The organism is Streptomyces sp. NPDC048462, assembly GCF_043200175.1.
GTDB lineage: Bacteria > Actinomycetota > Actinomycetes > Streptomycetales > Streptomycetaceae > Streptomyces.
Window position 1 is genome coordinate 54,248 of sequence record NZ_JBICXG010000020.1, and the last position, 22,244, is coordinate 76,491.

General features: G+C 71.9%; 24 protein-coding genes. 15 read left to right on the top strand and 9 right to left on the bottom strand.

From position 1 onward, the window contains the following. Nucleotides 1–261: 261 nt before the first annotated feature. The 3 genes from ACGFU6_RS28090 to ACGFU6_RS28100 all read left to right on the top strand — a co-directional run bounded on the left by ACGFU6_RS28090 (nucleotide 262) and on the right by ACGFU6_RS28100 (nucleotide 3,602). Nucleotides 262–1,329, top strand: a complete 1,068-nt coding sequence (locus ACGFU6_RS28090; RefSeq protein ID WP_393614860.1) for a hypothetical protein — start codon at nucleotides 262–264, stop codon at nucleotides 1,327–1,329. Then, nucleotides 1,326–2,564 carry a hypothetical protein gene (locus ACGFU6_RS28095; RefSeq protein WP_393614862.1) on the top strand — a complete coding sequence of 413 codons (1,239 nt, stop codon included), beginning with the start codon at nucleotides 1,326–1,328 and terminating at the stop codon, nucleotides 2,562–2,564. The genes ACGFU6_RS28090 and ACGFU6_RS28095 overlap by 4 nt, the downstream gene beginning before the upstream one ends. A gap of 102 nt (nucleotides 2,565–2,666) precedes the next feature. After that, on the top strand, nucleotides 2,667–3,602 hold the full coding sequence (locus tag ACGFU6_RS28100) for a pseudouridine synthase (RefSeq protein WP_393614864.1): 936 nt from the start codon (nucleotides 2,667–2,669) through the stop codon (nucleotides 3,600–3,602). Nucleotides 3,603–3,613: 11 nt separating this feature from the next. On the opposite strand, the gene ACGFU6_RS28105 is transcribed toward ACGFU6_RS28100, so the two are convergent. The 3 genes from ACGFU6_RS28105 to ACGFU6_RS28115 all read right to left on the bottom strand — a co-directional run bounded on the left by ACGFU6_RS28105 (nucleotide 3,614) and on the right by ACGFU6_RS28115 (nucleotide 6,115). Further along, a complete protein-coding gene (locus tag ACGFU6_RS28105) occupies nucleotides 3,614–4,243 on the bottom strand; it encodes an MBL fold metallo-hydrolase (RefSeq protein ID WP_393614866.1) in 630 nt (209 codons plus the stop codon). Beyond that, nucleotides 4,243–5,328 (bottom strand): S-(hydroxymethyl)mycothiol dehydrogenase, encoded by a 1,086-nt coding sequence (locus ACGFU6_RS28110; protein ID WP_393614868.1) that lies wholly within the window; start codon nucleotides 5,326–5,328, stop codon nucleotides 4,243–4,245. Before ACGFU6_RS28110 ends, ACGFU6_RS28105 begins: the two co-directional genes overlap by 1 nt. 85 nt (nucleotides 5,329–5,413) lie before the next feature. Continuing rightward, complete coding sequence (locus ACGFU6_RS28115) at nucleotides 5,414–6,115, bottom strand: FadR/GntR family transcriptional regulator (protein WP_393614870.1); 702 nt, start codon at nucleotides 6,113–6,115, stop codon at nucleotides 5,414–5,416. A 143-nt stretch (nucleotides 6,116–6,258) separates the two neighbouring features. Here ACGFU6_RS28115 and ACGFU6_RS28120 point away from each other — a divergent pair, with 143 nt between their 5' ends. Together ACGFU6_RS28120 and ACGFU6_RS28125 are read left to right on the top strand one after the other, a co-directional pair. Next, nucleotides 6,259–6,768, top strand: a complete 510-nt coding sequence (locus ACGFU6_RS28120; RefSeq protein WP_393614872.1) for a gluconokinase — start codon at nucleotides 6,259–6,261, stop codon at nucleotides 6,766–6,768. Nucleotides 6,769–6,779: 11 nt separating this feature from the next. Next, nucleotides 6,780–8,177, top strand: coding sequence for a gluconate:H+ symporter (locus ACGFU6_RS28125; protein ID WP_393614874.1), 1,398 nt, complete (start codon nucleotides 6,780–6,782; stop codon nucleotides 8,175–8,177). Between the two features lie 74 nt (nucleotides 8,178–8,251). On the opposite strand, the gene ACGFU6_RS28130 is transcribed toward ACGFU6_RS28125, so the two are convergent. Further along, nucleotides 8,252–8,818 (bottom strand): cytochrome b/b6 domain-containing protein, encoded by a 567-nt coding sequence (locus ACGFU6_RS28130; RefSeq protein WP_393615025.1) that lies wholly within the window; start codon nucleotides 8,816–8,818, stop codon nucleotides 8,252–8,254. 67 nt (nucleotides 8,819–8,885) lie between these two features. After that, complete coding sequence (locus tag ACGFU6_RS28135) at nucleotides 8,886–9,629, bottom strand: molybdopterin-dependent oxidoreductase (protein ID WP_393614876.1); 744 nt, start codon at nucleotides 9,627–9,629, stop codon at nucleotides 8,886–8,888. Nucleotides 9,630–9,738: 109 nt separating this feature from the next. Here ACGFU6_RS28135 and ACGFU6_RS28140 point away from each other — a divergent pair, with 109 nt between their 5' ends. Beyond that, the gene (locus ACGFU6_RS28140; protein ID WP_393614878.1) at nucleotides 9,739–10,182 is read left to right on the top strand and encodes an ASCH domain-containing protein; all 444 of its coding nucleotides are present in this window, start codon (nucleotides 9,739–9,741) and stop codon (nucleotides 10,180–10,182) included. A 6-nt stretch (nucleotides 10,183–10,188) separates the two neighbouring features. Here ACGFU6_RS28140 and ACGFU6_RS28145 read toward each other — a convergent pair whose 3' ends face one another. Both ACGFU6_RS28145 and ACGFU6_RS28150 read right to left on the bottom strand, forming a co-directional pair. Then, nucleotides 10,189–11,439 (bottom strand): aromatic acid exporter family protein, encoded by a 1,251-nt coding sequence (locus ACGFU6_RS28145; RefSeq protein WP_393614880.1) that lies wholly within the window; start codon nucleotides 11,437–11,439, stop codon nucleotides 10,189–10,191. 103 nt (nucleotides 11,440–11,542) lie between these two features. Continuing rightward, nucleotides 11,543–13,198: an FAD-binding dehydrogenase gene (locus ACGFU6_RS28150; protein ID WP_393614881.1), complete on the bottom strand. Its 1,656-nt coding sequence runs from the start codon at nucleotides 13,196–13,198 to the stop codon at nucleotides 11,543–11,545. 217 nt (nucleotides 13,199–13,415) lie between these two features. Between ACGFU6_RS28150 and ACGFU6_RS28155 the strand changes: the two genes are divergently transcribed. From ACGFU6_RS28155 to ACGFU6_RS28180, 6 genes are all read left to right on the top strand, one after another. Next, entirely contained in the window at nucleotides 13,416–14,309 is an 894-nt protein-coding gene (locus tag ACGFU6_RS28155) for a DMT family transporter (protein ID WP_393614883.1), read from the top strand. Between the two features lie 138 nt (nucleotides 14,310–14,447). Further along, entirely contained in the window at nucleotides 14,448–15,086 is a 639-nt protein-coding gene (locus ACGFU6_RS28160) for a TetR/AcrR family transcriptional regulator (RefSeq protein ID WP_393614884.1), read from the top strand. Nucleotides 15,087–15,132: 46 nt separating this feature from the next. Continuing rightward, nucleotides 15,133–15,906 carry a glucose 1-dehydrogenase gene (locus tag ACGFU6_RS28165; protein ID WP_393614886.1) on the top strand — a complete coding sequence of 258 codons (774 nt, stop codon included), beginning with the start codon at nucleotides 15,133–15,135 and terminating at the stop codon, nucleotides 15,904–15,906. Between the two features lie 34 nt (nucleotides 15,907–15,940). Then, nucleotides 15,941–16,453 carry an NUDIX hydrolase gene (locus tag ACGFU6_RS28170; protein ID WP_393614888.1) on the top strand — a complete coding sequence of 171 codons (513 nt, stop codon included), beginning with the start codon at nucleotides 15,941–15,943 and terminating at the stop codon, nucleotides 16,451–16,453. A gap of 43 nt (nucleotides 16,454–16,496) precedes the next feature. Next, the gene (locus tag ACGFU6_RS28175; RefSeq protein ID WP_393614890.1) at nucleotides 16,497–16,892 is read left to right on the top strand and encodes a YidH family protein; all 396 of its coding nucleotides are present in this window, start codon (nucleotides 16,497–16,499) and stop codon (nucleotides 16,890–16,892) included. After that, a complete protein-coding gene (locus ACGFU6_RS28180; protein WP_393614892.1) occupies nucleotides 16,889–17,200 on the top strand; it encodes a DUF202 domain-containing protein in 312 nt (103 codons plus the stop codon). Before ACGFU6_RS28175 ends, ACGFU6_RS28180 begins: the two co-directional genes overlap by 4 nt. Before the next feature lie 31 nt (nucleotides 17,201–17,231). On the opposite strand, the gene ACGFU6_RS28185 is transcribed toward ACGFU6_RS28180, so the two are convergent. Then, a complete protein-coding gene (locus ACGFU6_RS28185) occupies nucleotides 17,232–18,167 on the bottom strand; it encodes an NADP-dependent oxidoreductase (RefSeq protein WP_393614894.1) in 936 nt (311 codons plus the stop codon). Between the two features lie 43 nt (nucleotides 18,168–18,210). Here ACGFU6_RS28185 and ACGFU6_RS28190 point away from each other — a divergent pair, with 43 nt between their 5' ends. Beyond that, nucleotides 18,211–18,483 carry a winged helix-turn-helix transcriptional regulator gene (locus ACGFU6_RS28190; RefSeq protein ID WP_393614896.1) on the top strand — a complete coding sequence of 91 codons (273 nt, stop codon included), beginning with the start codon at nucleotides 18,211–18,213 and terminating at the stop codon, nucleotides 18,481–18,483. Between the two features lie 57 nt (nucleotides 18,484–18,540). On the opposite strand, the gene ACGFU6_RS28195 is transcribed toward ACGFU6_RS28190, so the two are convergent. Further along, entirely contained in the window at nucleotides 18,541–19,830 is a 1,290-nt protein-coding gene (locus ACGFU6_RS28195) for a glucarate dehydratase family protein (RefSeq protein WP_393614898.1), read from the bottom strand. A 155-nt stretch (nucleotides 19,831–19,985) separates the two neighbouring features. Between ACGFU6_RS28195 and ACGFU6_RS28200 the strand changes: the two genes are divergently transcribed. Together ACGFU6_RS28200 and ACGFU6_RS28205 are read left to right on the top strand one after the other, a co-directional pair. Next, nucleotides 19,986–21,008, top strand: coding sequence for a phosphotransferase family protein (locus tag ACGFU6_RS28200; RefSeq protein ID WP_393614900.1), 1,023 nt, complete (start codon nucleotides 19,986–19,988; stop codon nucleotides 21,006–21,008). Nucleotides 21,009–21,016: 8 nt separating this feature from the next. Next, nucleotides 21,017–22,231: an acyl-CoA dehydrogenase family protein gene (locus tag ACGFU6_RS28205; RefSeq protein WP_393614902.1), complete on the top strand. Its 1,215-nt coding sequence runs from the start codon at nucleotides 21,017–21,019 to the stop codon at nucleotides 22,229–22,231. Nucleotides 22,232–22,244 lie beyond the last annotated feature (13 nt).

Here is a 22,244-nt window from a genome sequence, read left to right on the forward strand (position 1 = left end):
GGCCGCGGGGCACGGGTGACCGGCTGACCGTACGTTGACGACCCGGTGCGGACAGCCAACTCCCCAGGATTTCGCCGGACTGCCTCTCCCAGAGGTCAGCCCACCGTCAGCTCGTCAACACGCGGTCACACCACCGAACACCCACACCCACACCCACGGACAGATGCGTTTGCAGTACCAACCCCCTTGCCCGTCAGGGCCGGTGACGACGTAGCATCGGCGCCCAGCGGTGATGTCCATGGTTCGCAAGGGGGAATCGTCATGGTCGGCGGGGGCAGACGGCGGGCCGCGGTCCTGGGGGGTGTGGTCGCCGGGGCGGTGCTGGCGTCCGGCATCGGCCTCTGGGCGACGGACAGCCGGCCGTTCCGTGATTCCTACTGCTGGGGCGCGTGGGAGCAGGACAGCGGCGCGTCCTTCCTCGGCGAGGAGGCGCTCGGCAGGTCCGGATCGGAGCGCCGGGCGACGGAGTCCGCGCCGCCCTCGGCCGGCCGGCCGCACGGCACCTGCACGCTGGCGGTGACCTCCGAGGTCGAGGACGACGACTCGGACCAGCCGCTCACCTTCAAGGAGCAGATCACCCTGGAGTACGGGCCGGTGCCCGCCGGTGCGAAGGAGCGCCGGGCCTGGATAGCCCAGTACTTCCACGGTTCGGCCTCGCCGCTCCCGGACGGACTCGACGGGCTGGTCGCCACTGACCGGGCCATGCTGGTGCTGCCTGCGGAGTGCGACACGGACGGACGGCCGTCGGCCGTGACGATCCGGAGCGAGAGCTCGGGCGACGGCCATCTCGGCAAGGTGGCCATGCCGTTCGCGATCGGCAACAGCGCCGAGGTCGGACGGATGCTGCTCGATGCCGCCAACGCCACCATGAAGAAGGCGGGTTGCTCCCCGGGCAAGCCGCTGCGCACGACATCGCCGATGGTGACACTGGCCGAGGACGACGAGCGGGCGGAGAATCCGCTGTGCCGGATACCCGGCATGTCCTTCGACTTCGGCGAGGGCTCGCGCTACCAGCAGCAGGTGGGCGCGGTCACCGACCGGCTCCAGACCTGTTCGGTGGTGTGGCAGACACCACGAGAGCCAGACGAGCCGTCGGCCCAGTATGTGATGGCACGCGGGCCGCGCCTGGTCGCGGTGTTCGACGGCCTCCCGGCCGGCGCGGCCCACGGGCTGCTGCGCACCAAGTGCGGGGGAAGCACCACGGTGTTCTACGGAAACGTCGACACCGGTCTGCAGGGCCGGGGCAGGCCGGACGACCGGCGGGTGTTCGACCGCTTCGCGGAGTCCGTCGGACAGCGCATCGGATGCGGGAACGGTGAGGACGCATGAGCGAGGACAAGCCCGTGCCCGTTGAGAACACCGCGAACACCGGCGACGTCGAGAGCGTCGGGAGCACGGAGAACGCCGCCGGCGTCGGGAGCCCGGACAGCAGCGCTGGGGAGGCGGGTGCCGGAGGCGGGCGCGGGCGTCCGTCCTTCGTGCGCCGCCTGCTCAGGAGCCGCACCGCCCGTGCGGTCACCGCCGCCGGTCTGGCCGGTGCGCTGCTCGGCGCCGGTGCGGTCGCCTGGCGCACCGACTCGCTGCCGCTGCTCGGGCCCGCCCCCTGCTGGGACTCCGTCAAGGACTCCAGCGTGTCGGCGCTCTTCGGCGACCGCAGGATCGAGGTCGACGAACAGCCGCTGCGGAACAGCCGGCAGGGTGACGGGCTGTCGTACGGGCAGTGCCGCATCACCAGCTTCAAGGACGACCGGGCGCTGCGTCAGGTGACGGTCAACGTGCACCAGCTGGACGGGCTGCGCGGGACCGACTCGACGCGGTGGCCCCAGGAGTTCCTCGCGGCCGGCATGGTGTCGCTGGGCGAGGGGCTGCCCGGGATGGTGTCCGGTTCGCGCGGCTGGCTGGCCCTGCCGCAGGGCTGCACGGGGCGCGGCGACTTCACCGGGCCCACCGTGGTGGACATCGGCATGGGCCGGGCGGGTCTCGACATCGGTTCGGACCTCGCGGCCGAGGACCGGGGTGCTCTCACCGATGCCCTGGTGGACGCGGCCAACGGGGCCATCCGGTCCTTCGGCTGCACGGGCAGCTACCGGTCGCCCCGGACGCTGCCGTCCATCGACACCCGGCGGGACACCGATGCGGCCGCGCTCTGCGGCACCAAGGGGTTCGTCCTGCCGAAGGCGTACCGCAAGGAGCTGTCCCGCACCCGGATCGGTGCCGGCGACGACGGGCCCGCCCGGATCTGCGAGGTCGGCGGCGACGACCGGGAGCCGGTGGTGCGGATGACGACGGTGGTGGATCCGGCGCTGGCCGAGATCTTCTCCTGGGACTCGCTGCGGTCCGGCGCCTCGGTGAAGGGCACCACCGGCTACGGGAAGACGACGGGGGGCCGGGCGGTGTACCGGGCGCGCTGCCAGACCGGGTCGGTGGTGTTCCTGGTGGAGCAGCTGCGGCAGACGGACAGGGGCCGCTTCACGCTCACCGGTGAGCTGCTGCCCGGCTACGTCGCGGCGGAGGCCGAGCGCATCGGCTGCGGCCCCCAGAAGCTGACGCTCCCGGCCGCCTGAGGGGTGCGCACCGGACGAGCCCCGCCGACGTGCGGGGCCCGTCCGCTGTGGAAGGATTCTCCGCACCATGAGAACCAGCACCCGGGCACCGGGCGGGCCCCGGTGAGGGGGCGCGCAAAGCCTCCTCCGTCGCCGTTGCCGCAGCGTGACGGGATCGATGCGGTGCGGGTGCGGCTCCCGGAGGACCCCGGCGGGCAGTGGCCCACGGTGCGCGATCATCTGCTGGAGCGGTTCGGCGGCGCGATCGGTGCGGACCGGGTCGACGCCATGCTCGCGGCCGGCCGGTTCGTCTCGGCCCGGGGCCCGGTGGCGGGCCGGGAGCCGTACGAGGCGGGCCGGTACCTCTGGTTCCACCGGGACTTCGCGCCGGAGGAGCAGGTGCCGTTCCCGGTCGGGGTCGTGTACCGGGACGAGCACCTGGTCGTCGCGGACAAGCCGCACTTCCTGGCGACGACGCCGCGCGGCCGGCACATCACGCAGACGGCGGTGGCCCGGCTCCGCCGCGAGCTGGGCCTTCCCCTCCTCCAGCCCGCGCACCGGCTGGACCGGCTGACGGCGGGGCTGGTGCTGTTCGTGGTGCGGCCGCAGGAGCGGGGCGCGTACCAGACGCTGTTCCGGGACCGCCTGGTGCGCAAGGAGTACGAGGCGGTGGCGCCGTACGACGCGCGGCTCGGCTTCCCCCGTACCGTGCGCAGCCTGATCGTGAAGGAGCGCGGGGTGATCGCCGCCCGTGAGGAGCCGGGCGAGCCGAACAGCGAGAGCCGGATCGAGCTGTTGGAGCACCGGGAGGGGCTCGGGCGCTACCGGCTGCTGCCCGCCACCGGGCGGACGCACCAGCTGCGGGTCCATATGAACAGCCTCGGGCTGCCGCTCGTCCATGACCCGGTCTACCCCGTGGTGGAGGCGGAGGGGGCGCCGGACGACTGGTCGCGCCCGCTCCAACTGCTGGCGCGGGTGCTGGAGTTCACCGATCCGGTCACGGGAGAGCCGCGCCGCTTCGAGAGCGGGCTGCGGCTCTCCGCGTGGCCGCAGGGGTGAACCTGGCGGGCTCAGTGGCCGCGGGCGATCCATTCGTCCAGGTGCGGGGCCTCCGCGCCAATGGTGGTGGAGTCGCCGTGCCCGGTGCGGACGGCGGTGTCCGGGTCGAGGGCGAGCAGCCGGTCCCTGATCGAGGCGACGATCGTCGGGAAGTGGGAGAACGACCGGCCGGTGGCGCCGGGCCCGCCCTGGAAGAGCGTGTCACCGGTGAAGACGGTGGACAGCCCGGGGGCGTACAGGCAGACGGCGCCCGGGGCGTGCCCCGGCGTGTGCAGCACCTTGAGGGTGGTACCGGCGACGGTCAGTTCCTGGCCGTCGGCCAGTTCGCCGTCGGGGGCCCGGTCCGGGTGGGTCTGCTTCCACAGCGGCAGGTCGTCGGGGTGCAGCAGGATCGGGGCGCCGGTGGCGTCGGCGAGCGCCGGTGCCGCGTCGATGTGGTCGTTGTGCGCGTGGGTGCAGATGATGGCGCGCAGCGTACGGCCGTTCAGCGCGGTCTCGATGGCGGCGGCGTCGTGGGCGGCGTCGATGACGACGGCCTCGGTGTCGTCACCGATGATCCAGACGTTGTTGTCGACGTCCCATTCGCCGCCGTCGAGGGCGAAGGTGCCGGAGGTGACGAGGTGGTCGATGCGGGCGGTCATCAGAACACCACCACCGAGCGCAGGACGTCGCCGTCGTGCATCCGGGCGAAGGCCTGCTCGATGTCGCCGAGTGCGATGGTCTCGGTGACGAACGCACCGAGGTCGATGCGGCCCTGCTGGTGCAGGTCGATGAGCATCGGGAAGTCGCGCGAGGGCAGGCAGTCGCCGTACCAGGAGGACTTGAGCGAGCCGCCGCGTCCGAAGACGTCCAGGAGCGGGAGTTCGAGCTGCATCTCCGGGGTGGGGACGCCGACCAGGACGACGGTGCCGGCGAGGTCGCGGGCGTAGAACGCCTGCTTGTACGTCTCCGGGCGGCCGACCGCCTCGATGACGACGTCGGCGCCGTTGCCGCCGGTGAGCGCGCGGATGGCCTCGACCGGGTCCTGGGTGCGGGAGTTGACGGAGTGCGTGGCACCCATCTTCTTCGCCGTCTCCAGCTTGCGGTCGTCGATGTCGACGGCGATGATCTTCGCCGCTCCGGCCAGCCGGGCGCCGGCGATCGCCGCGTCGCCGACTCCGCCGCAGCCGATGACGGCGACGGAGTCGCCCCGTCCGACCTGGCCGGTGTTGATGGCGGCGCCGATGCCCGCCATCACGCCGCAGCCGAGGAGTCCGGCGACGGCCGGGGCGACCTCGGGGTCGACCTTGGTGCACTGGCCGGAGGCGACCAGGGTCTTCTCCGCGAAGGCGCCGATGCCGAGTGCGGGTGACAGCTCTGTACTGTCGAGCAGGGTCATCTTCTGCTTGGCGTTGTGGGTGTCGAAGCAGTACCAGGGGCGGCCGCGCAGACAGGCGCGGCACTGTCCGCACACCGCGCGCCAGTTGAGGACGACGAAGTCGCCCGGTTCTACGTCCGTGACGCCCTCGCCGACGGACTCCACGACGCCCGCCGCCTCGTGGCCGAGGAGGAAGGGGAACTCGTCGTTGATGCCGCCCTGCTTGTAGTGCAGATCGGTGTGGCAGACGCCGCATGCCTGGATCTTCACCACGGCCTCACCGGGGCCGGGGTCCGGGATCACGATCGTCTCGACCCGGACCGGCTCGTTCTTTCCCGGTGCGATGACCCCTTGTACGTGCTGCGCCATTCCCGTGGTCTCCCTTTCCCGACTTTCACTGAGATCGATCACCGACAACCGTATCCCTGCGGGGACGCCCCGCGGGGCGTCCGGGTCAGGGCGCGAGTACGTCGAGTTCGTGCAGGGCGCCCACGGCGATCTCCTTCGTGAGCCGTTCCGCCTGCGCCGCGTCTCCCTCGCGGACCGCTTCCGCGAGCCGGACGTGGAGGGTGACGGCCGCCGGGTCGGGGTCCTCGAACATCACCTGGTGGTGGGTGCGCCCCGCCAGGACCTCCGCGACCACGTCCCCGAGGCGCGCGAACATCTCGTTGCCGGAGGCGTTGAGGACGATCCGGTGGAAGGCGATGTCGTGTTCGAGGTAGCCCTCCAGCTGCTGGCCGCGCGAGGTGGCGACCATGCCGAGGGCCCGTTCGGTGAGCTGCGCGCACTGGTCGGGGGTGGCGTGGCGGGCGGCGAGCGAGGCGGCGACGGGCTCGATCGCCGAGCGCAGCACCGTCAGTGAGCGCAGCTGGCGCGGCCGGTCGGCGCCGGCCAGCCGCCACCGGATGACCTGCGGGTCATAGACGTTCCACTCCTCGGTCGGCCGCACGGTCACGCCGACCCGGCGCCGGGACTCGACCAGGTGCATGGACTCCAGGACACGGATCACCTCACGCACGACCGTGCGCGAGACGTCGAAGCGCTGGGCCAGCTCGTCGGTGCGCAGCACCTGACCGGGCAGGTGTTCACCCGCGGCGATCTCCAGACCCAGGGTGTCCAGCACATGTGTATGCAGCCCCTGGCTCTGTGTGGTCATGAGCCAAGGGTACGGGGACCCCTGCGGGAACATTAAGTACGACGTTTATGTCACAGCATCTTGAATAAGTCGTACGTATGAGTTTCAGTAGCGCGACGGACCGATGTCGAGGAAGACATCGAAGAGAACAGCGAGGCAGCGCAATGAGCACCCCCCACGTCGTCGTGGTGATGGGCGTGGCAGGGACCGGCAAGACCACGATCGGTCCCCTGCTCGCCGCCGCACTGGGCGTTCCGTACGCCGAGGGCGACGACTTCCATCCCCCCGCGAACATCGCCAAGATGTCGGCCGGCACCCCGCTGGAGGATGCCGACCGGTGGCCCTGGCTCGACGCGATCGGGCAGTGGGCGCACGGCCGGGCCGGGCTCGGCGGCGTGGTCAGCAGCTCGGCCCTGAAGCGGGTCTACCGCGACCGGCTGCGCGGCGAGGCCCCCGGTGCCGTGTTCCTCCACCTGACCGGGGAGCGGTCCCTGATCGAGGAGCGGATGGCGGACCGCAAGGGCCACTTCATGCCGACCGCACTCCTCGACTCCCAGTTCGCCACCCTCCAGCCCCTGGAGGACGACGAGGCCGGTGTCGCCGTGGATGTGTCCGGCACGCCCGAGGAAATCACCCATCGAGCCGTCGCGGCACTGCGCCGGCTGGACAGCTAAGGATCATCACCGTGACCAGTCTCAGCGTCGAGACGCTGGCAGCGGACGCCGTCGAACCGATCACCTCGGCCGGCAACGCGCAGTTGGGCATCGCCGTCCTGGCGGGCATCGCCGTCATCGTCCTGCTCATCACCAAGTTCAAGATGCACGCGTTCCTCGCGCTGACCATCGGCTCGCTGGCGCTCGGTTCGTTCGCCGGCGCCGCGCCGGCGAAGACGATCGCGAGCTTCACCGCGGGCCTCGGCTCGACCGTCGCGGGCGTCGGCGTCCTCATCGCGCTCGGCGCGATCCTGGGCAAGCTGCTCGCGGACTCCGGCGGCGCGGACCAGATCGTCGACACCATCCTCGCGCGGACCAGCAAGCGGGCCATGCCCTGGGCGATGGTCCTGATCGCCTCGATCATCGGCCTGCCGCTGTTCTTCGAGGTCGGGATCGTGCTGATGATCCCGGTGGTGCTGCTCGTCGCCAAGCGCGGCAACTACTCCCTGATGCGGATCGGCATCCCGGCCCTGGCCGGCCTCTCCGTGATGCACGGGCTGATTCCCCCGCACCCCGGCCCGCTGGTGGCTATCGACGCCCTCGGCGCCAACCTCGGTGTCACGCTGGCCCTCGGTGTGGTGGTCGCGATCCCGACGGTGATCCTCGCCGGTCCGGTCTTCTCGCGCTACGCCGCCCGCTGGGTGGACATCAAGGCGCCGGAGAAGATGATCCCGCAGCGCCCGTCCGAGGACCTGGACCGCCGGCCCAGCTTCGGCGCCACGCTGGCGACGATCCTGCTGCCCGTCGTCCTGATGCTGGTCAAGGCACTCGTCGACATCGTCGTGGACGACCCCGAGCAGGGTGTCCAGCAGGTCACCGACGTGATCGGCTCGCCGCTGATCGCGCTGCTGACGGCCGTCATCGTCGCCATGTTCACCCTCGGCCGGGCGGCCGGGTTCACCAAGGGCCGGCTCTCCTCCACCGTCGAGAAGTCGCTGGCGCCGATCGCCGGTGTGCTGCTGATCGTGGGCGCGGGCGGCGGCTTCAAGCAGACCCTGATCGACGCCGGTGTGGGCCGGATGATCCTGGACTTCTCCGAGAGCTGGTCGATCCCCGCGCTGCTGCTCGGCTGGCTGATCGCCGTGGCGATCCGCCTCGCGACCGGCTCCGCGACCGTCGCCACCATCTCGGCGGCCGGTCTGGTCGCCCCGCTGGCGGACGGCATGTCGACCTCGCACGTCGCCCTGCTGGTGCTGGCCGTCGGCGCGGGCTCGCTCTTCTTCAGCCATGTCAACGACGCCGGGTTCTGGCTGGTGAAGGAGTACTTCGGCATGGACGTCGGCCAGACGGTGAAGACCTGGTCGGTGATGGAGACGATCATCTCCGTCGTCTCTCTGGTCTTCATCCTGCTGCTGTCGCTGATCCTCTAGCCGGGCCCCGCGGCCCGGTCACGGGTCACCGGTCACGGGTCACGGGTCACGGGTCACGGGTCACCGGTCACGGGTCACCGGTCCTCCTCCGGTGGCCCGGCCGGGTCCGCCGGAATCCGCCACAGCGAGTGCTCGCGACGGGCCCACCGCCGCTCGACCGACCCGGTGCGCATGCCGCGGCGTGCCTCCGGGTCGGCGTACGCCATGGCGATGTGGCCGCCCAGCACGATGCCGATCGCCAGGGCCAGCCAGTCGTGGACGAACGTGGCACCGGTCCGCCACATCAGCGGGGCCAGCCCGGTGAACCACATCAGCAGCCCGGTGCCGGTCATCACCAGCACGGCACCCGCGATCCAGGCCGCGTAGAGCTTCTGCCCGGCGTTGAACTTCCCGGCCGGCCGGGAGCCGGGCCGGCGGTCGCGCCGGCGCACGGCCGCCAGCCACGTCCGGTCGTGCGGCCCGAAGCGGTTGAGCCGCGACAGGTCGCCCCGTAGCGCCCGCGAGAGCAGCCCCACGAGCAACGGCAGCGGGATCAGCAGCCCGGACCACTCGTGCACGGTGACCACCAGCAGGCGGCGGCCGACGAGTTCGGCGAGCTGTGGCACGTACAGGCAGGCGGCCGTCGCCACGCAGGTCAGCATCAGCGCCGCCGTGGTGCGGTGCACCCACCGCACCGGACGGCCGAACCGCCGTACCCGGCCGGGCGCCTCAGACCGTGGGGGCGTCGTCACGGCCGTTGGACCGGCCGACCCAGGCGTCGACGTCATAACCGAGCTCCTCCCAGTATCCGGGGCGTACGGAGTCCGTGACGGTGATCCCGGAGAGCCATTTCGCCGACTTGTAGAAGTACATCGGGGCCACGTAGAGCCGGACCGGGCCGCCGTGGGAGTGGGACACCGGCTTGTCCTGCATGCGCAGCGCGACCAGCACGTCCGCGCGGCGGGCCTGGGCGAGGGTGAGGCTCTCGCTGTAGGTGCCGTCGAAGCAGGTGAAGCGGATCGCCCTGGCGCCCGGCCGGACACCCGCCGCGTCCAGCAGCGCCGAGAGCCGTACGCCCTCGAACGGGGTCTCGGGCACCCGCCATCCGGTCACGCACTGCACATCGCGGACCGTCCGGGTCTGCGGCAGCGCCTTCAGGGCGTCCAGGGTGTACGTGGCCGGGTGGTCGACCAGCCCGTCCACGGTCAGCCGGTAGTCGGCCGCGCCCTTCGACGGTACGGAGGAGGCCACCGAGTAGTACCGGAAGCCACCGCCGTTGGGCAGCAGGCCGGTCAGCCCGGTGGGGTCCTTGTCGGCGACCGCGCCGAGGCCGGATTCCAGGGTCCGCTGCAGGACCGGTGCGGCGACGAGACCGGCGGCGCCGAGGCCGAGCATCGTCAGGACCAGGCGGCGGCCGACGGGGGCGCCGACGGCGTCCGGATCGGGTCCGGCGCCGGGAGGGGGACTGTTCACTCCCCGATTCGAGCACTCCGGGCCGCTGGACGCCAGGGGCGGCGGCCCTCTGTCACCGGTCCGTCAGATTCTCCGCCCGGGCCCGGACCGCCGGTGACATGCTTGCGCCATGCCGAACCGTGAAGCACTCAAGCCCTTCCTCCTCGTCTTCCCGGGGCCGCTGCGCGATCAGCTGGTCGCCGCTGTGCTCGACGGACGGAAGGTGTCGACGACCGGACTGCTCGTGGAGTACGAGGTGGAGCGGGAGGAGCCGCCCCCGGTGGGCGAGCGCTCGGCGCTGATCGACTCGGACGGCCGGGAGGTCGCGGTGCTGGAAGTGACGGAGGTCCGGATCCTGCGCCTCGGGGACATCGACCTCCAGCATGTGCTCGACGAGGGCGAGGGCGACACGTCCGTCGCGCGGTGGCGGGCCGGCCACGAGCGGTTCTGGCACAGCGCCGAGATGCGGGAGGGGCTCGACGACCCGGAGTTCACGGTCGACGACGACACACTGGTCGTCGCCGAACGGTTCCGGGTCGTCGAGCGCATCGGCCCCGACGCCCCACAGGGCTGAGCGGGCTCACCGCGCCTCGGCCTCGGCCCCCTTCTCCCGGCCCGCTCCCTTCACGAGGCCCAGCCGGCGCCGGAACGTGAGGAGCCGAGGGTGGCGCTCGTGCAGCTCGGCGGAGCGGCGGTCGAGTTCCTGGCCCAGGCGCTCGGCCCGCTTCTCGATGTCCAGCTCGTCCAGGATGCGGTCCACCTCGGCGAGCAGGGCCCCGTGCAGCTGCCACTTCCTGGGGTGTTCCTGGACGGCGGCCAGCAGCATGTCCGCCACCAGGTCGCGGGTCATCCGGCTGGCGGTGAGCGCGTCGGCGAGCCGTTCCTCGGCTTCCTCCCCGCTGGCGGCCATCGGGGTGGTGATGAGCACCGAGAAGCTTTCGATGGCCCCCGCCATCTGTTCGAACAGTTCCGTGATGTGGACGGCTGCCTCGGCGGGGAACAGCGGTTCGTCGCCCCGGTCCTTGGCGAGGTCGGTCAGCGTCCTGGACAGCACCCGCACGACGACCGCGCAGATCTCCAGCGTGTCCAGACCGGTGCGCAGCACCACGCGGTGAAGCAGCCCCTGCCGCACCCTCGGGTTGTACATGAGGCTTTCCTCGGCCTGCCGGAGAGAGGCGTCCACCTCGACGATGTCGTGGTCGAGACGGCGGGCCCGGTGCAGCCGGTCGGCCGCCTCCGGGACGGTGACCGGACGGGCGAGGTCGCTGCCCAGGTCGCGGAACATCTGCCCCATCTCGCGGGCCAGTCCGTCGATGGACGTGCCCGCGGTCTGCACCCAGACGGGCGGCGCGAACAGCAGGTTGAACAGCAGGCCCACACCGGCGCCGATCAGTGTCTCGTACACGCGCTCCCACGCCATGCTGGACCGCGCGGTTTGCGAGGTGACACCGAGCACGAGCATGGCGCTGATCGCCACCTCGGGGACGAACTCGTCCACGCGGACCAGTCTGCCGATGATCAGCGCCGTGAAGATGGTCAGCCCCAGGCTCCACCAGGAAATGCCGACCAGGGCGCTGAAGCCGCTCGCGATGAGCACGCCGACGATGACGGCCACCACACGCTTGACCGACATGTTGACGGTGGCGTAGAGGGTGACCTGGACGACGAGCAGCGCGGTCAGCGGTGCGGTCAGCGGTGCGGGTTCGGTCAGCGTCGCGGTCGCCACGGCATAGGCGATCACCGCCGCGCCCGTGGAGCGCAGGGTCTGCGCGGCCACGGGTTCGGTGGTGCGCCGGACGAGGTCGATGACGGGTTCGGCTACTCCTGGCATCTTCTTCCCATGCCCGGATCCGGCGCCTCGGCACGGTTCCGGGCCTGGAACCCCACCGGACGGACGTGCACACCGCAGCGCACGGAGCCCGGTGGGACAGCCGTCAGCCGACCGCCTCCGCGGCTGCCCGGCCCGCCGCCCGGCCGGAGAAGATGCAGCCGCCGAGGAAGGTGCCCTCCAGCGAGCGGTAGCCGTGCACCCCGCCGCCGCCGAAGCCGGCCGCCTCCCCGGCCGCGTAGACCCCGGACAGCGGGGAGCCGTCGGCGGTGAGGACCCGGGAGGACAGGTCCGTCTCCAGGCCGCCGAGCGACTTGCGGGTCAGGATGTTCAGCCGTACGGCGATCAGCGGCCCGGCCTTGGGGTCGAGGATGCGGTGCGGCGCGGCCGTCCGGATCAGCTTGTCGCCCAGGTAGGTGCGGGCGCCCCGGATCGCGGTGATCTGGAGGTCCTTGGTGAAGGGGTTGGCGATCTCGCGGTCGCGGGCGGTGATCTCGCGCCGCAGGTCCTCCTCGTCGATGAGCCCTTCGCCGGTGAGGGCGTTCATGCCTCGGACCAGGGCGCCGAGGTCCTTCTCGACGACGAAGTCCGCCCCGTTGTCCATGAACGCCTTCACCGGGCCGGGCACGTCCGCGCGCGCCCGGCCGATCACGCCTCGGACGGACTTGCCGGTCAGGTCGGGGTTCTGCTCGGAGCCGGAGAGCGCGAACTCCTTGCCGATGATCTTCTGGTCCAGCACGAACCAGGTGTAGTCGTGGCCGGTGCGCATGATGTGTTCGAGGGTGCCGAGCGTGTCGAAGCCGGGGAAGAGCGGGACGGGCAGCCGCTTGCCCCGGGCGTCCAGCCAGAGCGAGGACGGGCCGGGCAGGATGCGGATACCGTGCCTGGCCCAGATCGGGTTCCAGTTCTCGATGCCCTCGGTGTAGTGCCACATCCGGTCGCGGTTGATGTGGTGGGCGCCCGCGTCCTCGGTGATGCCGACCATCAGGCCGTCCACATGGGCGGGCACGCCGGACAGCATCCTGGCGGGCGGGGTGCCGAGCCGCTCGGGCCACTGCTTGCGCACCAGGTCGTGGTTGCCGCCGATGCCGCCGGAGGTGACGATCACCGCCTGGGCCCGCAGTTCGAAGGTGCCCGCCGTCTCCCGGCTGCTCGCGGTGCCCCGGGCCGCGCCGCTCGGCTCCAGGATCTCGCCGCTGACGGTGTCGAGGGCGCCCCCGGTGCGGCCCAGACCGGTGACCCGGTGGCGGAAGCGGAAGGTGACGAGGCCCTTGGCGACGCCCTCGCGGACCCGGCGTTCGAACGGGGCGACGACGCCGGGGCCGGTGCCCCAGGTGATGTGGAAGCGGGGGACGGAGTTGCCGTGGCCGTTCGCGTCGTACCCGCCGCGCTCGGCCCAGCCGACGACGGGGAAGAACCGCATGCCCTGCGCGTGCAGCCAGGAGCGCTTCTCACCGGCGGCGAAGTCGACGTACGCGTCGGCCCACTTGCGCGGCCAGTGGTCCTCCTCGCGGTCGAAGCCCGCCGTGCCGAGCCAGTCCTGGAGGGCCAGCTCGTGGCTGTCCTTGATCCGCATCCGGCGCTGTTCGGGTGAGCCGACCAGGAAGAGACCGCCGAAGGACCAGTGCGCCTGCCCGCCGAGCGACTGCTCGGGCTCCTGGTCGAGCAGGATCACCGAGCGGCCCGCGTCGACCAGCTCGGCGGTGGCGACAAGACCGGCGAGTCCCGCCCCGATCACGATCACATCAGCGTCGTACGCCATGGGTTCCATCCTTGTCGGGGCGATCCGGACACGGTCCGGCGGAAGGACCGCACATTCCCGTGAGGTTCCTCGCGAAGTTACTGGTGCGTCAGATCTTCGGTACCGGCCGCCCCGGCGTCAACCGCCCGGTCGGCGGCGCTGCGGGCGCACCCGAGGCATCCAGGCGCTATCGTCGAAACAATTCACTCTCTTCCGGCCTGACTTGGGGTAGAGAAGCGTGTCGGTGCTGGTTCTCGTACTCGCCGTGAGCGCGGCCTGCTGTCTGGGCTTCGGCTTCGTGCTGCAGCAGGCCGCCGCCAGCCACGCCCCCAGGAGCGACTACCTGTCGCCCCGGCTGCTGCTGGACCTGATGCGGGTCCGGAGCTGGCTGGCCGGTATCGGTCTGATGGTCTGCGGGATGGTGCTGGGCGCACTGGCCCTGGGCAAGGGCGAGGTCTCCGTCGTCGAGCCGCTGCTGGCCACCAATCTGCTCTTCGCGATGACCCTGTCGCGCCACCGCACCGGCCAGCGCCTCGGCCGGCAGGGCTGGGCCGGGCTCTGGCTGCTGGCCTGCGGGGTCGCGGCGTTCCTGCTGGCCGGCGAACCGAAGGGCGGCACGGCGGTGTCGAGCCCGCTGCGGCACTGGCTGGTCATCGGCGTGGTGGCGGGCATCGCCCTGGCGCTCACCATGTACGCCGCGCGCTCCCGGTCGGTGGCGGCCCCGGCGCTCCTCGCGGTGGCGGCCGGACTGCTCTACGGACTGCAGGACGCGCTGACCCGGGTCAGCGGCCAGCTCATCGGGGACGACGGCTGGGCGGCCCTGGTGATGAGCTGGCAGCCGTACGCGGTGCTGGTGCTGGGCGTGACCGGGCTGCTCCTGGTGCAGAGCGCGTTCGAGACCGGTCCGCTGCGGATGTCGCTGCCCGCGCTGACCGCGGCCCAGCCGCTGGCCGGGATCGCCTGCGGGATCGGGTTCCTCGGCGACCAGGTGCGCACCGACACCGGCGCGCTGGCCTGGCAGGCGGCCGGGCTCGCGGCGATCGTGGTCGGGATCGTGCTGCTGGGGCTGCATCCGGCGATGCCGGAGGGGCCGGTGGGCGGGCGGCGGGCCAAGACCCTCGAACCGCACTGAGCCCGGTCGGTCCGTACCCCGCCCGCAGCGGGTGTCTCCGGTCCGTACGCACCCCGTCCGCAGCGGGTGTCCCCTTCCTCACAGCCGTGCGGCCGCTCCGTCCTGGCAATTAATAATGGCCAGCATTACAGTTGCGGCATGGCGAGAACGTCAGGACAGTCAGGACAAGAGACCAGGGACAAGCTGATCCGCGCGGCCGAGGAGGTCTTCGCCGCGCAGGGCACGGACGGCGCCCAGCTGCGGGACATCGTCCGGCTGGCGGGCCAGAGCAACCCGTCGGCGGTCCAGTACCACTTCGGTTCCCGCGCGGGACTGCTCGACGCCGTGATGGCGGGCCGCCAGGCCCGTACCGAACAGGTGGTGGCGCCGCTGCTCGACGGGCTCGCCGAGGACTGCGGCGTACGGGAGCTGCTCAACGCGCTGGTGACGGCCGAGGCGAGCCTGCTCACCGACGACCGGGGCCGGCGCTGTCTGCGGGTCTCGGCCCAGCTGAGCCACGAGACCGGCCTGCGGACCGGCCGCCCGCACCCCGCCCTGGACGGCACGGCCTACGGCCGGCTGATCGGCCGGATCGGGGACCGTCTGGACGCGCTGGCGGAGCCGGTCCGCCTGGAGCGGCTCGATCTGGCGCTCACCCTGATCGGCGCGGCGCTGGCCGACCGCGCCCGCCAGGGACTCGACGGCACCGAGCCGCTGACCGGCCAGGAGCTCTTCCTCGCCGATCTCGTCGGGACCACCACCGCGTTCCTGCACGCCCCCGCGCCGCACGGCGCGTGAACCACCCGCACCACACGAACCACCCGCACCACATGAAGGACATGTCATGACCGAGAAGAACAACCTCAGTGACCGGACCGTCGTCATCACCGGCGCCGCCCGCGGCCTCGGCGCCGAGGCCGCGCGCCTCGCCGTGGCCGGCGGCGCGAACGTGGTGATCACCGACGTGCTGGACGAGGAGGGCGCGGCCACCGCGGCCGGGCTGGGCCCGAAGGCCCGCTTCGTGCACCACGACGTGACCTCCGAGGAGGACTGGCAGCGCGTCGCCGCCTTCACCCTCGCCGAGTTCGGCCGGATCGACGGCCTGGTCAACAACGCCGGGGTCTCCACCGGGCAGCCGCTGGAGAGCGAGACGGTCGAGCACTTCCGCAAGGTCATCGACATCAACCTGACGGCCGTCTTCATCGGCATGAAGACGGTGATCCCGCTGATGAAGGAGAACGGCGGCGGCTCGATCGTCAACATCTCCTCGGCCGCCGGGCTGATGGGCCTGGCCCTGACCTCCAGCTACGGCGCGTCCAAATGGGGCGTGCGCGGGCTGACCAAGGTCGGCGCGGTGGAGCTCGGCACGGCGAAGGTACGGGTGAACTCGGTGCACCCCGGCATGGTCTACACGCCGATGACCGCCTCCGTCGGCATCCAGCAGGGCGACGGCAACTACCCCAACACCCCGATGGGCCGGGTCGGCGAGGCCGGCGAGATAGCCGAGGCCGTCGTCTTCCTGCTCTCGGACGCCGCCTCCTACATCACCGGCGCCGAACTCGCCGTGGACGGCGGCTGGACCACGGGCCCGACCGTCAAGTACGTCATGGGGCAGTGATCCCCGCCGGGCGCTCTGCTGTTGGATGAGGTGCATGACACCTTCTGACGAGCTCCTGGACATCGTCGACGAGAACGACGAGGTCGTCGGGCAGGCCACGCGCGGCGAGGCGACCGCGCGCGGCCTGCGCCACCGCTGCGCGTTCATCGAGGCCCGGAACGCCGACGGCCGGATCTTCGTGCACCGCAGGACCGCCACGAAGCTGGTCTTCCCGTCCCACTACGACATGTTCGTCGGCGGGGTGGTCGGTGCGGGCGAGAGCTACGACGAGGCGGCTCTGCGGGAGGCCGAGGAGGAGCTGGGCGTCACCGGGCTCCCCCGCCCCGAGCCGCTCTTCAAGTTCCTCTACGAGGGAGGCGGGCACACCTGGTGGTCGTACGTGTACCGGGTCCGGTGCGAGCTGCCGGTGAAGCCGCAGGTGGAAGAGGTCGCCTGGCACACCTTCCTCACCGACGACGAGCTGGCCGGGCGGCTCGGCGACTGGCCGTGGGTGCCGGACGGCATCGAGGCGTACCGGCGGCTGCGGGCGTTCCGCGAAGCATCCTGAACCGCCCCGCACCAGGTACCGAAGTGGCAGATAAGGTCCGGACGTGAACGAATTCGTACAGAGTCTGCGGCTGTGGTTCGCGCCGCGGCGGATCCGCGAAGAGGGCGACACCCCCGACTACCGCTTCTCCCTCGCCAATGAGCGGACCTTCCTCGCCTGGATCCGGACGGCGCTGGCGCTGATCGGCGGCGGCTTCGCGGTCGACCAGTTCCTGCCCGAGCTGTCCTGGGGCGTGCGCGCCGGTCTGGCGCTGGCGCTGCTCGCGGCCGGGGTGCTGTGCGCGCTGCGGGCCGTCAACCACTGGGTGCGGTGCGAGCGGGCGATGCGGCGCGGCGAGGACCTGCCGGTGTCCCGGTTCCCGACGATGCTGAGTCTCGCGGTCGCGGTGGTGGCCGTGGCGATGGTGGTGGTGGTCCTGTTCGGCTGGGAGGGGCGGTGACTTCGACGGGACGCGATCCCGGGCTCCAGCCGGAGCGGACCAGGCTGGCCTGGCGGCGCACCACGCTGTCCTGCACGGTGGTGGCACTGCTGGCGGGCAAGCAGGCGCTGCACGGCGGGGCGAGCCCGGCGGGGGTCGTCGCGCTGTCCCTGAGCGTGCTCGCCTGGCTGGGGTTCCTGCGGGTGGCGAACCGCCGGGTGCAGGGCATGGGCACCGCGCGCCCGCACCCACTCGGTGCGCGCGCGGCGCTGACGGCGGCTGGGTGCACGGTCGCCCTGGCCGTGTTCGCGGCGGCCATGCTGTTCTGACCGCCCGGACCGGGGACCGGGCGCGCGGCGGTCAGCTCTCCCAGTCCACCGTGACGACGATCTTCCCCCGGGTGCGCCCCTGGGCGTTGAGCCGGTGCGCCTCGGCCGTCTGCTCCAGCGGGAAGACCCGGTCGACGTGGACCGTGACGATGCCCCGCTCGGCCAGTTCGGCCAGATGGGCGAGGTCCTTCGCGTCGGGCCGCACGAAGGCGTACTTGCCGCCGTACGAGAACACCTCGCTGTCCACGATGGAGGCCAGCCGCCCTTCCGGCGCGAGCGTCTCGGCGGAGGCCCGCAGTGCCTCGCCGCCCACCGTGTCGAAGGCGGCGTCGATCCCGTCCGGGGCCAGCGCCCGCAGCCGGTCGACCAGCCCGTCCCCGTACTCCACGGGTTCCGCGCCGAGCTGCCGGAGGTGGTCGTGGTTGTGGGCGCTCGCGGTGCCGATGACCCGGCAGCCCGCGTGGCGGGCGAGCTGGACGGCCAGCGAGCCGACACCGCCCGCCGCCGCGTGCACCAGGACGGTGTCCCCGTTGCGGATCCGCAGCGAGCGGTGGAGCACCTGGTAGGCGGTGAGGCCGGCCAGCGGCAGACCGGCGGCCTCCTCGAAGCTCAGGCTCAGCGGTTTGCGGGCGAGGGTGCGCACGGGCGCGGCGACGTACTCCGCGAAGGTGCCCCGGCCGAGGAAGTCCTCCCGCACGTACCCGATGACCTCGTCGCCGACGGCGAACTCGTCCACGGCGACGCCTGGCTGCACGACGACCCCGGAGACGTCCCAGCCGGGGATCACCGGGAAGACCGCGTCGAGCGCGGCGTCAAGGTTCCCCTGCCGCGCCTGCCGGTCCACCGGGTTGACCGCGGCGGCCCGCACCTTCACCAGGACGGTGTCGGGGCCGACCTTGGGGTCGGGCCGCTCGCCGTACTCCAGGACGTCGGCATCGCCGTATCCGCTGTAGCTGATCGCCTTCATCCTCCGACCATCGGCGCGGCCCGGGGACGGCGCAAGTCATGCCGTGGCGGCGGCGAAGGGCGGCAGCAGGCGGCGCGGGTCGAAGCCGGAGTGCCAGAGCCCGACGAGGAAGGCCGTCGTCGCCTCCAGGTACGCGGCCCGGTCGAGCCCGCCCACTGTCAGCGGCTCGCATCCGAGGTCCGTACCAGCGCCGCCGCGGGTCGAGTACGCGCTGACGGGGCTCGGCCGGAGCCTGCTGGAGCCGATCGGGGCCCTGGGCCACTGGTCGGCGCAGTACGGCGACGCCTTCGTGGCCGCGCAGGGCCGGCACGACTGAGCGGACTCCGGGCCGGGCGCACGGGGCCGGGGAGCCCGGCCGCCCGGCGCGGGGCCCTCACCAGCGCGGGATCGACGGCGTCCGCCACCCGGGCTCGGCCTTGCGCATCGCGGCGGCGTCGTCGCGCTCGCGCATCGTGCCGTCGTCGTCGAGCCAGCGGCGGTGCAGTTCCGCCAGGCGTTCCCGGTCCAGTTCCACCCCGAGGCCCGGGGCGTCGGAGACGGTGAGCCGGCCGTCCTCGAAGACGTGGCGGGCGGTGATGACGTCCTCGGTCTGCCAGGGGTAGTGGCTGTCGCAGGCGTAGTCGAGGTTGGGGACGGTGGCCGCGACGTGCGTCATGGCGGCGAGGCTGATCCCGAGGTGGGTGTTGGAGTGCATGGAGAGCCCGACGCCGAAGGTGCGGCAGATCCCGGCGAGTTCACGGGTGCGGTGCAGGCCGCCCCAGTAGTGGTGGTCGGAGAGGATGACCTGGACGGCGTCCTTCGCGAAGGCCTCGGGGACCTCCGCGAGGGTGGTGACGCACATGTTGGTGGCCAGCGGTACGTCGGTGCCGGCCGCGACCTCGGCCATCAGCGCGGTGCCGGCCGCCGGGTCCTCCAGGTATTCGAGTACGCCCTTGAGCTGCTCGGCGACGTACAGCGAGGTCTCGACGGACCAGGCGCCGTTGGGGTCCAGCCGCAGTGGCCGACCGGGGAACGCCTCGGCCAGTGCGCGGACCGCGGCGATCTCCTGGTCGGGCGGGAAGACCCCGCCCTTCAGCTTGAAGGAGGAGAAGCCGTAGTCACGGGCGAACCGCCGCGCCTGGGCGACGACTCCGGCCGGGTCGACGGCCGCTCCCCAGTCGTCGCGCTCGCCGCCCGCCGGGTGCTCGGCCCAGCGGTAGAAGAGGTATGCGCTGTACTCGACGGTGTCGCGCACCTTGCCGCCGAGCAGCGCGTGCACCGGCAGGCCGAGCGACTTGCCCAGCGCGTCCAGGCAGGCCACCTCGAAGCCGGACACCACCGAGAGCCGCAGCTTGTCCGCGGTCTGGACGCCGCGCAGCCCGCCCGCGTCGACCCGCTCGTCGGCGGCGCGTGAATCCGCGCACACCTCGTCGGCGAGGGCGAAGAGGCCGTTCAGATCGCTGACCGGGCGGCCGACCAGGGCGGCGGCGAGCGGCTCGGCCAGTTCGAGGTACTTGCCGTCGCCGTACGTCTCCCCGATGCCGGTCACTCCGCCGCGGGTGACGACCTCCACGACAAGGCGCGGGGTGTAGGGCTGGTGGACGCCCTGGGTGTTGAGGAGCGGCGGGTCGGCAATGAGGATCGGGGTGAGCCGGACTTCTTCGATCAACAATGCTGTATCCATACGTGAACTCTATTCAGAGATACGACTGAACACCAGAGGCTGGACAGTCGATCGCGCCGGACCCGCCACATCCGGTTCCGGGAGTTCACTGGACGACATACCGACTGGTCGGCATCATGAACACCGACCGTTCATTCATCCCGGAGGTGCGCACGATGAGCCCAGTCCACCCGCCAGGCCTCGACCTCGACCGGTTGCGCGGACATCTCGACCGCGAACGGCCTGGCCTGGTGAACGGACCGCTCGACGCCCGGCTGATCGAGGGCGGGCGTTCGAACCTGACGTACATCGTCACGGACGGCACCGGCCACTGGGTCGTCCGGCGGCCGCCGCTGGGTCATGTGCTGGCCACCGCGCACGACATGAAGCGCGAGCACCGGGTGATCAGCGCACTGCACCCGACGGCCGTCCCGGTCCCCGAGACGCTGCTGCTCTGCGAGGACGACTCCGTCATCGGCTCGCCGTTCTACGTCATGGAGTACGTCGAGGGCACCCCGTACCGCACCGCGGAACAGCTCGCCCCGCTCGGCGCCGAACGCACCCGCGCGGCCGTGCTCGGCCTGGTGGACACCCTGGTGGAACTGCACGCCGTGGACCCGCAGGCCGTCGGGCTCGGCGACTTCGGGCGCCCCGAGGGCTTCCTGGACCGGCAGCTGCGCCGCTGGGGCAAGCAGCTGGACGCCTCCCGCAACCGTGACCTGGCGGGCATCGACGAGCTGCACGCGGCGCTCGGCCGCGAACTCCCCGTCTCCCCCGCACCGACGGTGGTGCACGGCGACTACCGCCTGGACAACGTCCTGATCGGCCCCGACGACCGGATCAGGGCCGTACTCGACTGGGAGATGTCCACGCTCGGTGACCCGCTCACCGACCTCGGCCTGCTGGTGATGTACAGCTCCGACCTCGGCCTGCCCGAGTCACCGGTCTCCACCACCAGCGGCGCGGCCGGCCACCCCTCCCCCGCCGAACTGATCGAGCGCTACGCCGCCCGCTCCGGCCGGGACACCTCCGCCATCTCCTGGTACACGGCCTTCGCCTGGTTCAAGCTCGCCGTGATCCTGGAGGGCATCCACTACCGCTACACGCTGGGCCAGACCGTCGGCGGCGGCTTCGACCGCATCGGCGACCTCGTCCCCGTCTTCATCGCGCACGGCCTCACCACCCTCCAGGAAGGCTGATCAACCCCATGGACTTCGCATTCGACGCCCGTACCGAGGAGCTGCGCGGCAAGCTGCTCACCTTCATGGACGAGCACGTCCACCCCGCCGAGCGGATCGCGGAGGAGCAGCGCGAGCAGCTCGCGTCGCCGTGGGACACCCCGCAGGTCGTCGAGGACCTCAAGGCGGAGGCCCGCCGGCAGGGGCTGTGGAACCTCTTCCTGCCGGACGCCGAGTACGGCGCGGGGCTGACCAATCTCCAGTACGCCCCGCTGGCCGAGATCCTGGGCCGCTCACCGCAGCTGGCGCCGACCGCGCTGAACTGCGCGGCGCCGGACACCGGGAACATGGAGGTACTCGCCCAGTTCGGCACCGACGCGCAGAAGAAGCAGTGGCTGGAGCCGCTGCTGGCCGGTGAGATCCGGTCCGCGTTCGCGATGACCGAGCCGGAGGTGGCCTCGTCGGACGCGACCAACATCGAGACCCGGATCACCCGTGACGGCGAGGACTACGTCGTCAACGGGCGCAAGTGGTACATCTCCGGGGCGATGAACCCGCACTGCGCGATCTTCATCGTGATGGGCAAGACCGACCCGGACGGCGACGACATCCGCCGCCAGCAGTCGCAGATCCTCGTCCCGCGCGACACCCCGGGGCTGACGGTGAAGCGCGCCATGAAGGTGTACGGCTACGAGGACCATTACCACGGCGGCCACGCCGAGGTGGTCTTCGACAACGTGCGGGTGCCGGCGGCGAACCTGGTGGGCGAGGAGGGCGGCGGTTTCGCCATCGCCCAGGCGCGGCTGGGGCCGGGCCGCATCCACCACTGCATGCGGCTGATCGGCATGGCCGAGCGCGCCATCGAGCTGATGTGCCGGCGCGCGGTGTCCCGCAACGCCTTCGGCAAGCCGCTCGCCCAGCAGGGTGTGGTGCAGAACTGGATCGCGGACGCCAGGGTCACGGTGGAGCAGCTGCGGCTGCTCGTGCTGAAGACGGCCTGGCTGATGGACACGGTGGGCAACCGGGGCGCGCACACCGAGATCCAGTCCATCAAGATCGCCACCCCGCGTGCGGTGGTCTCCATCCTCGACCAGGCGGTCCAGCTGTACGGTGCGGGCGGCGTCAGCCAGGACTTCCCGCTGGCCGAACTGTGGGCGGCGGCGCGGACGCTGCGGCTGGCGGACGGCCCGGACGAGGTGCACCAGCGGTCGCTGGCCCGCCGGGAGATCAAGAAGTACCTGTAGCCGGTGGCCCGGA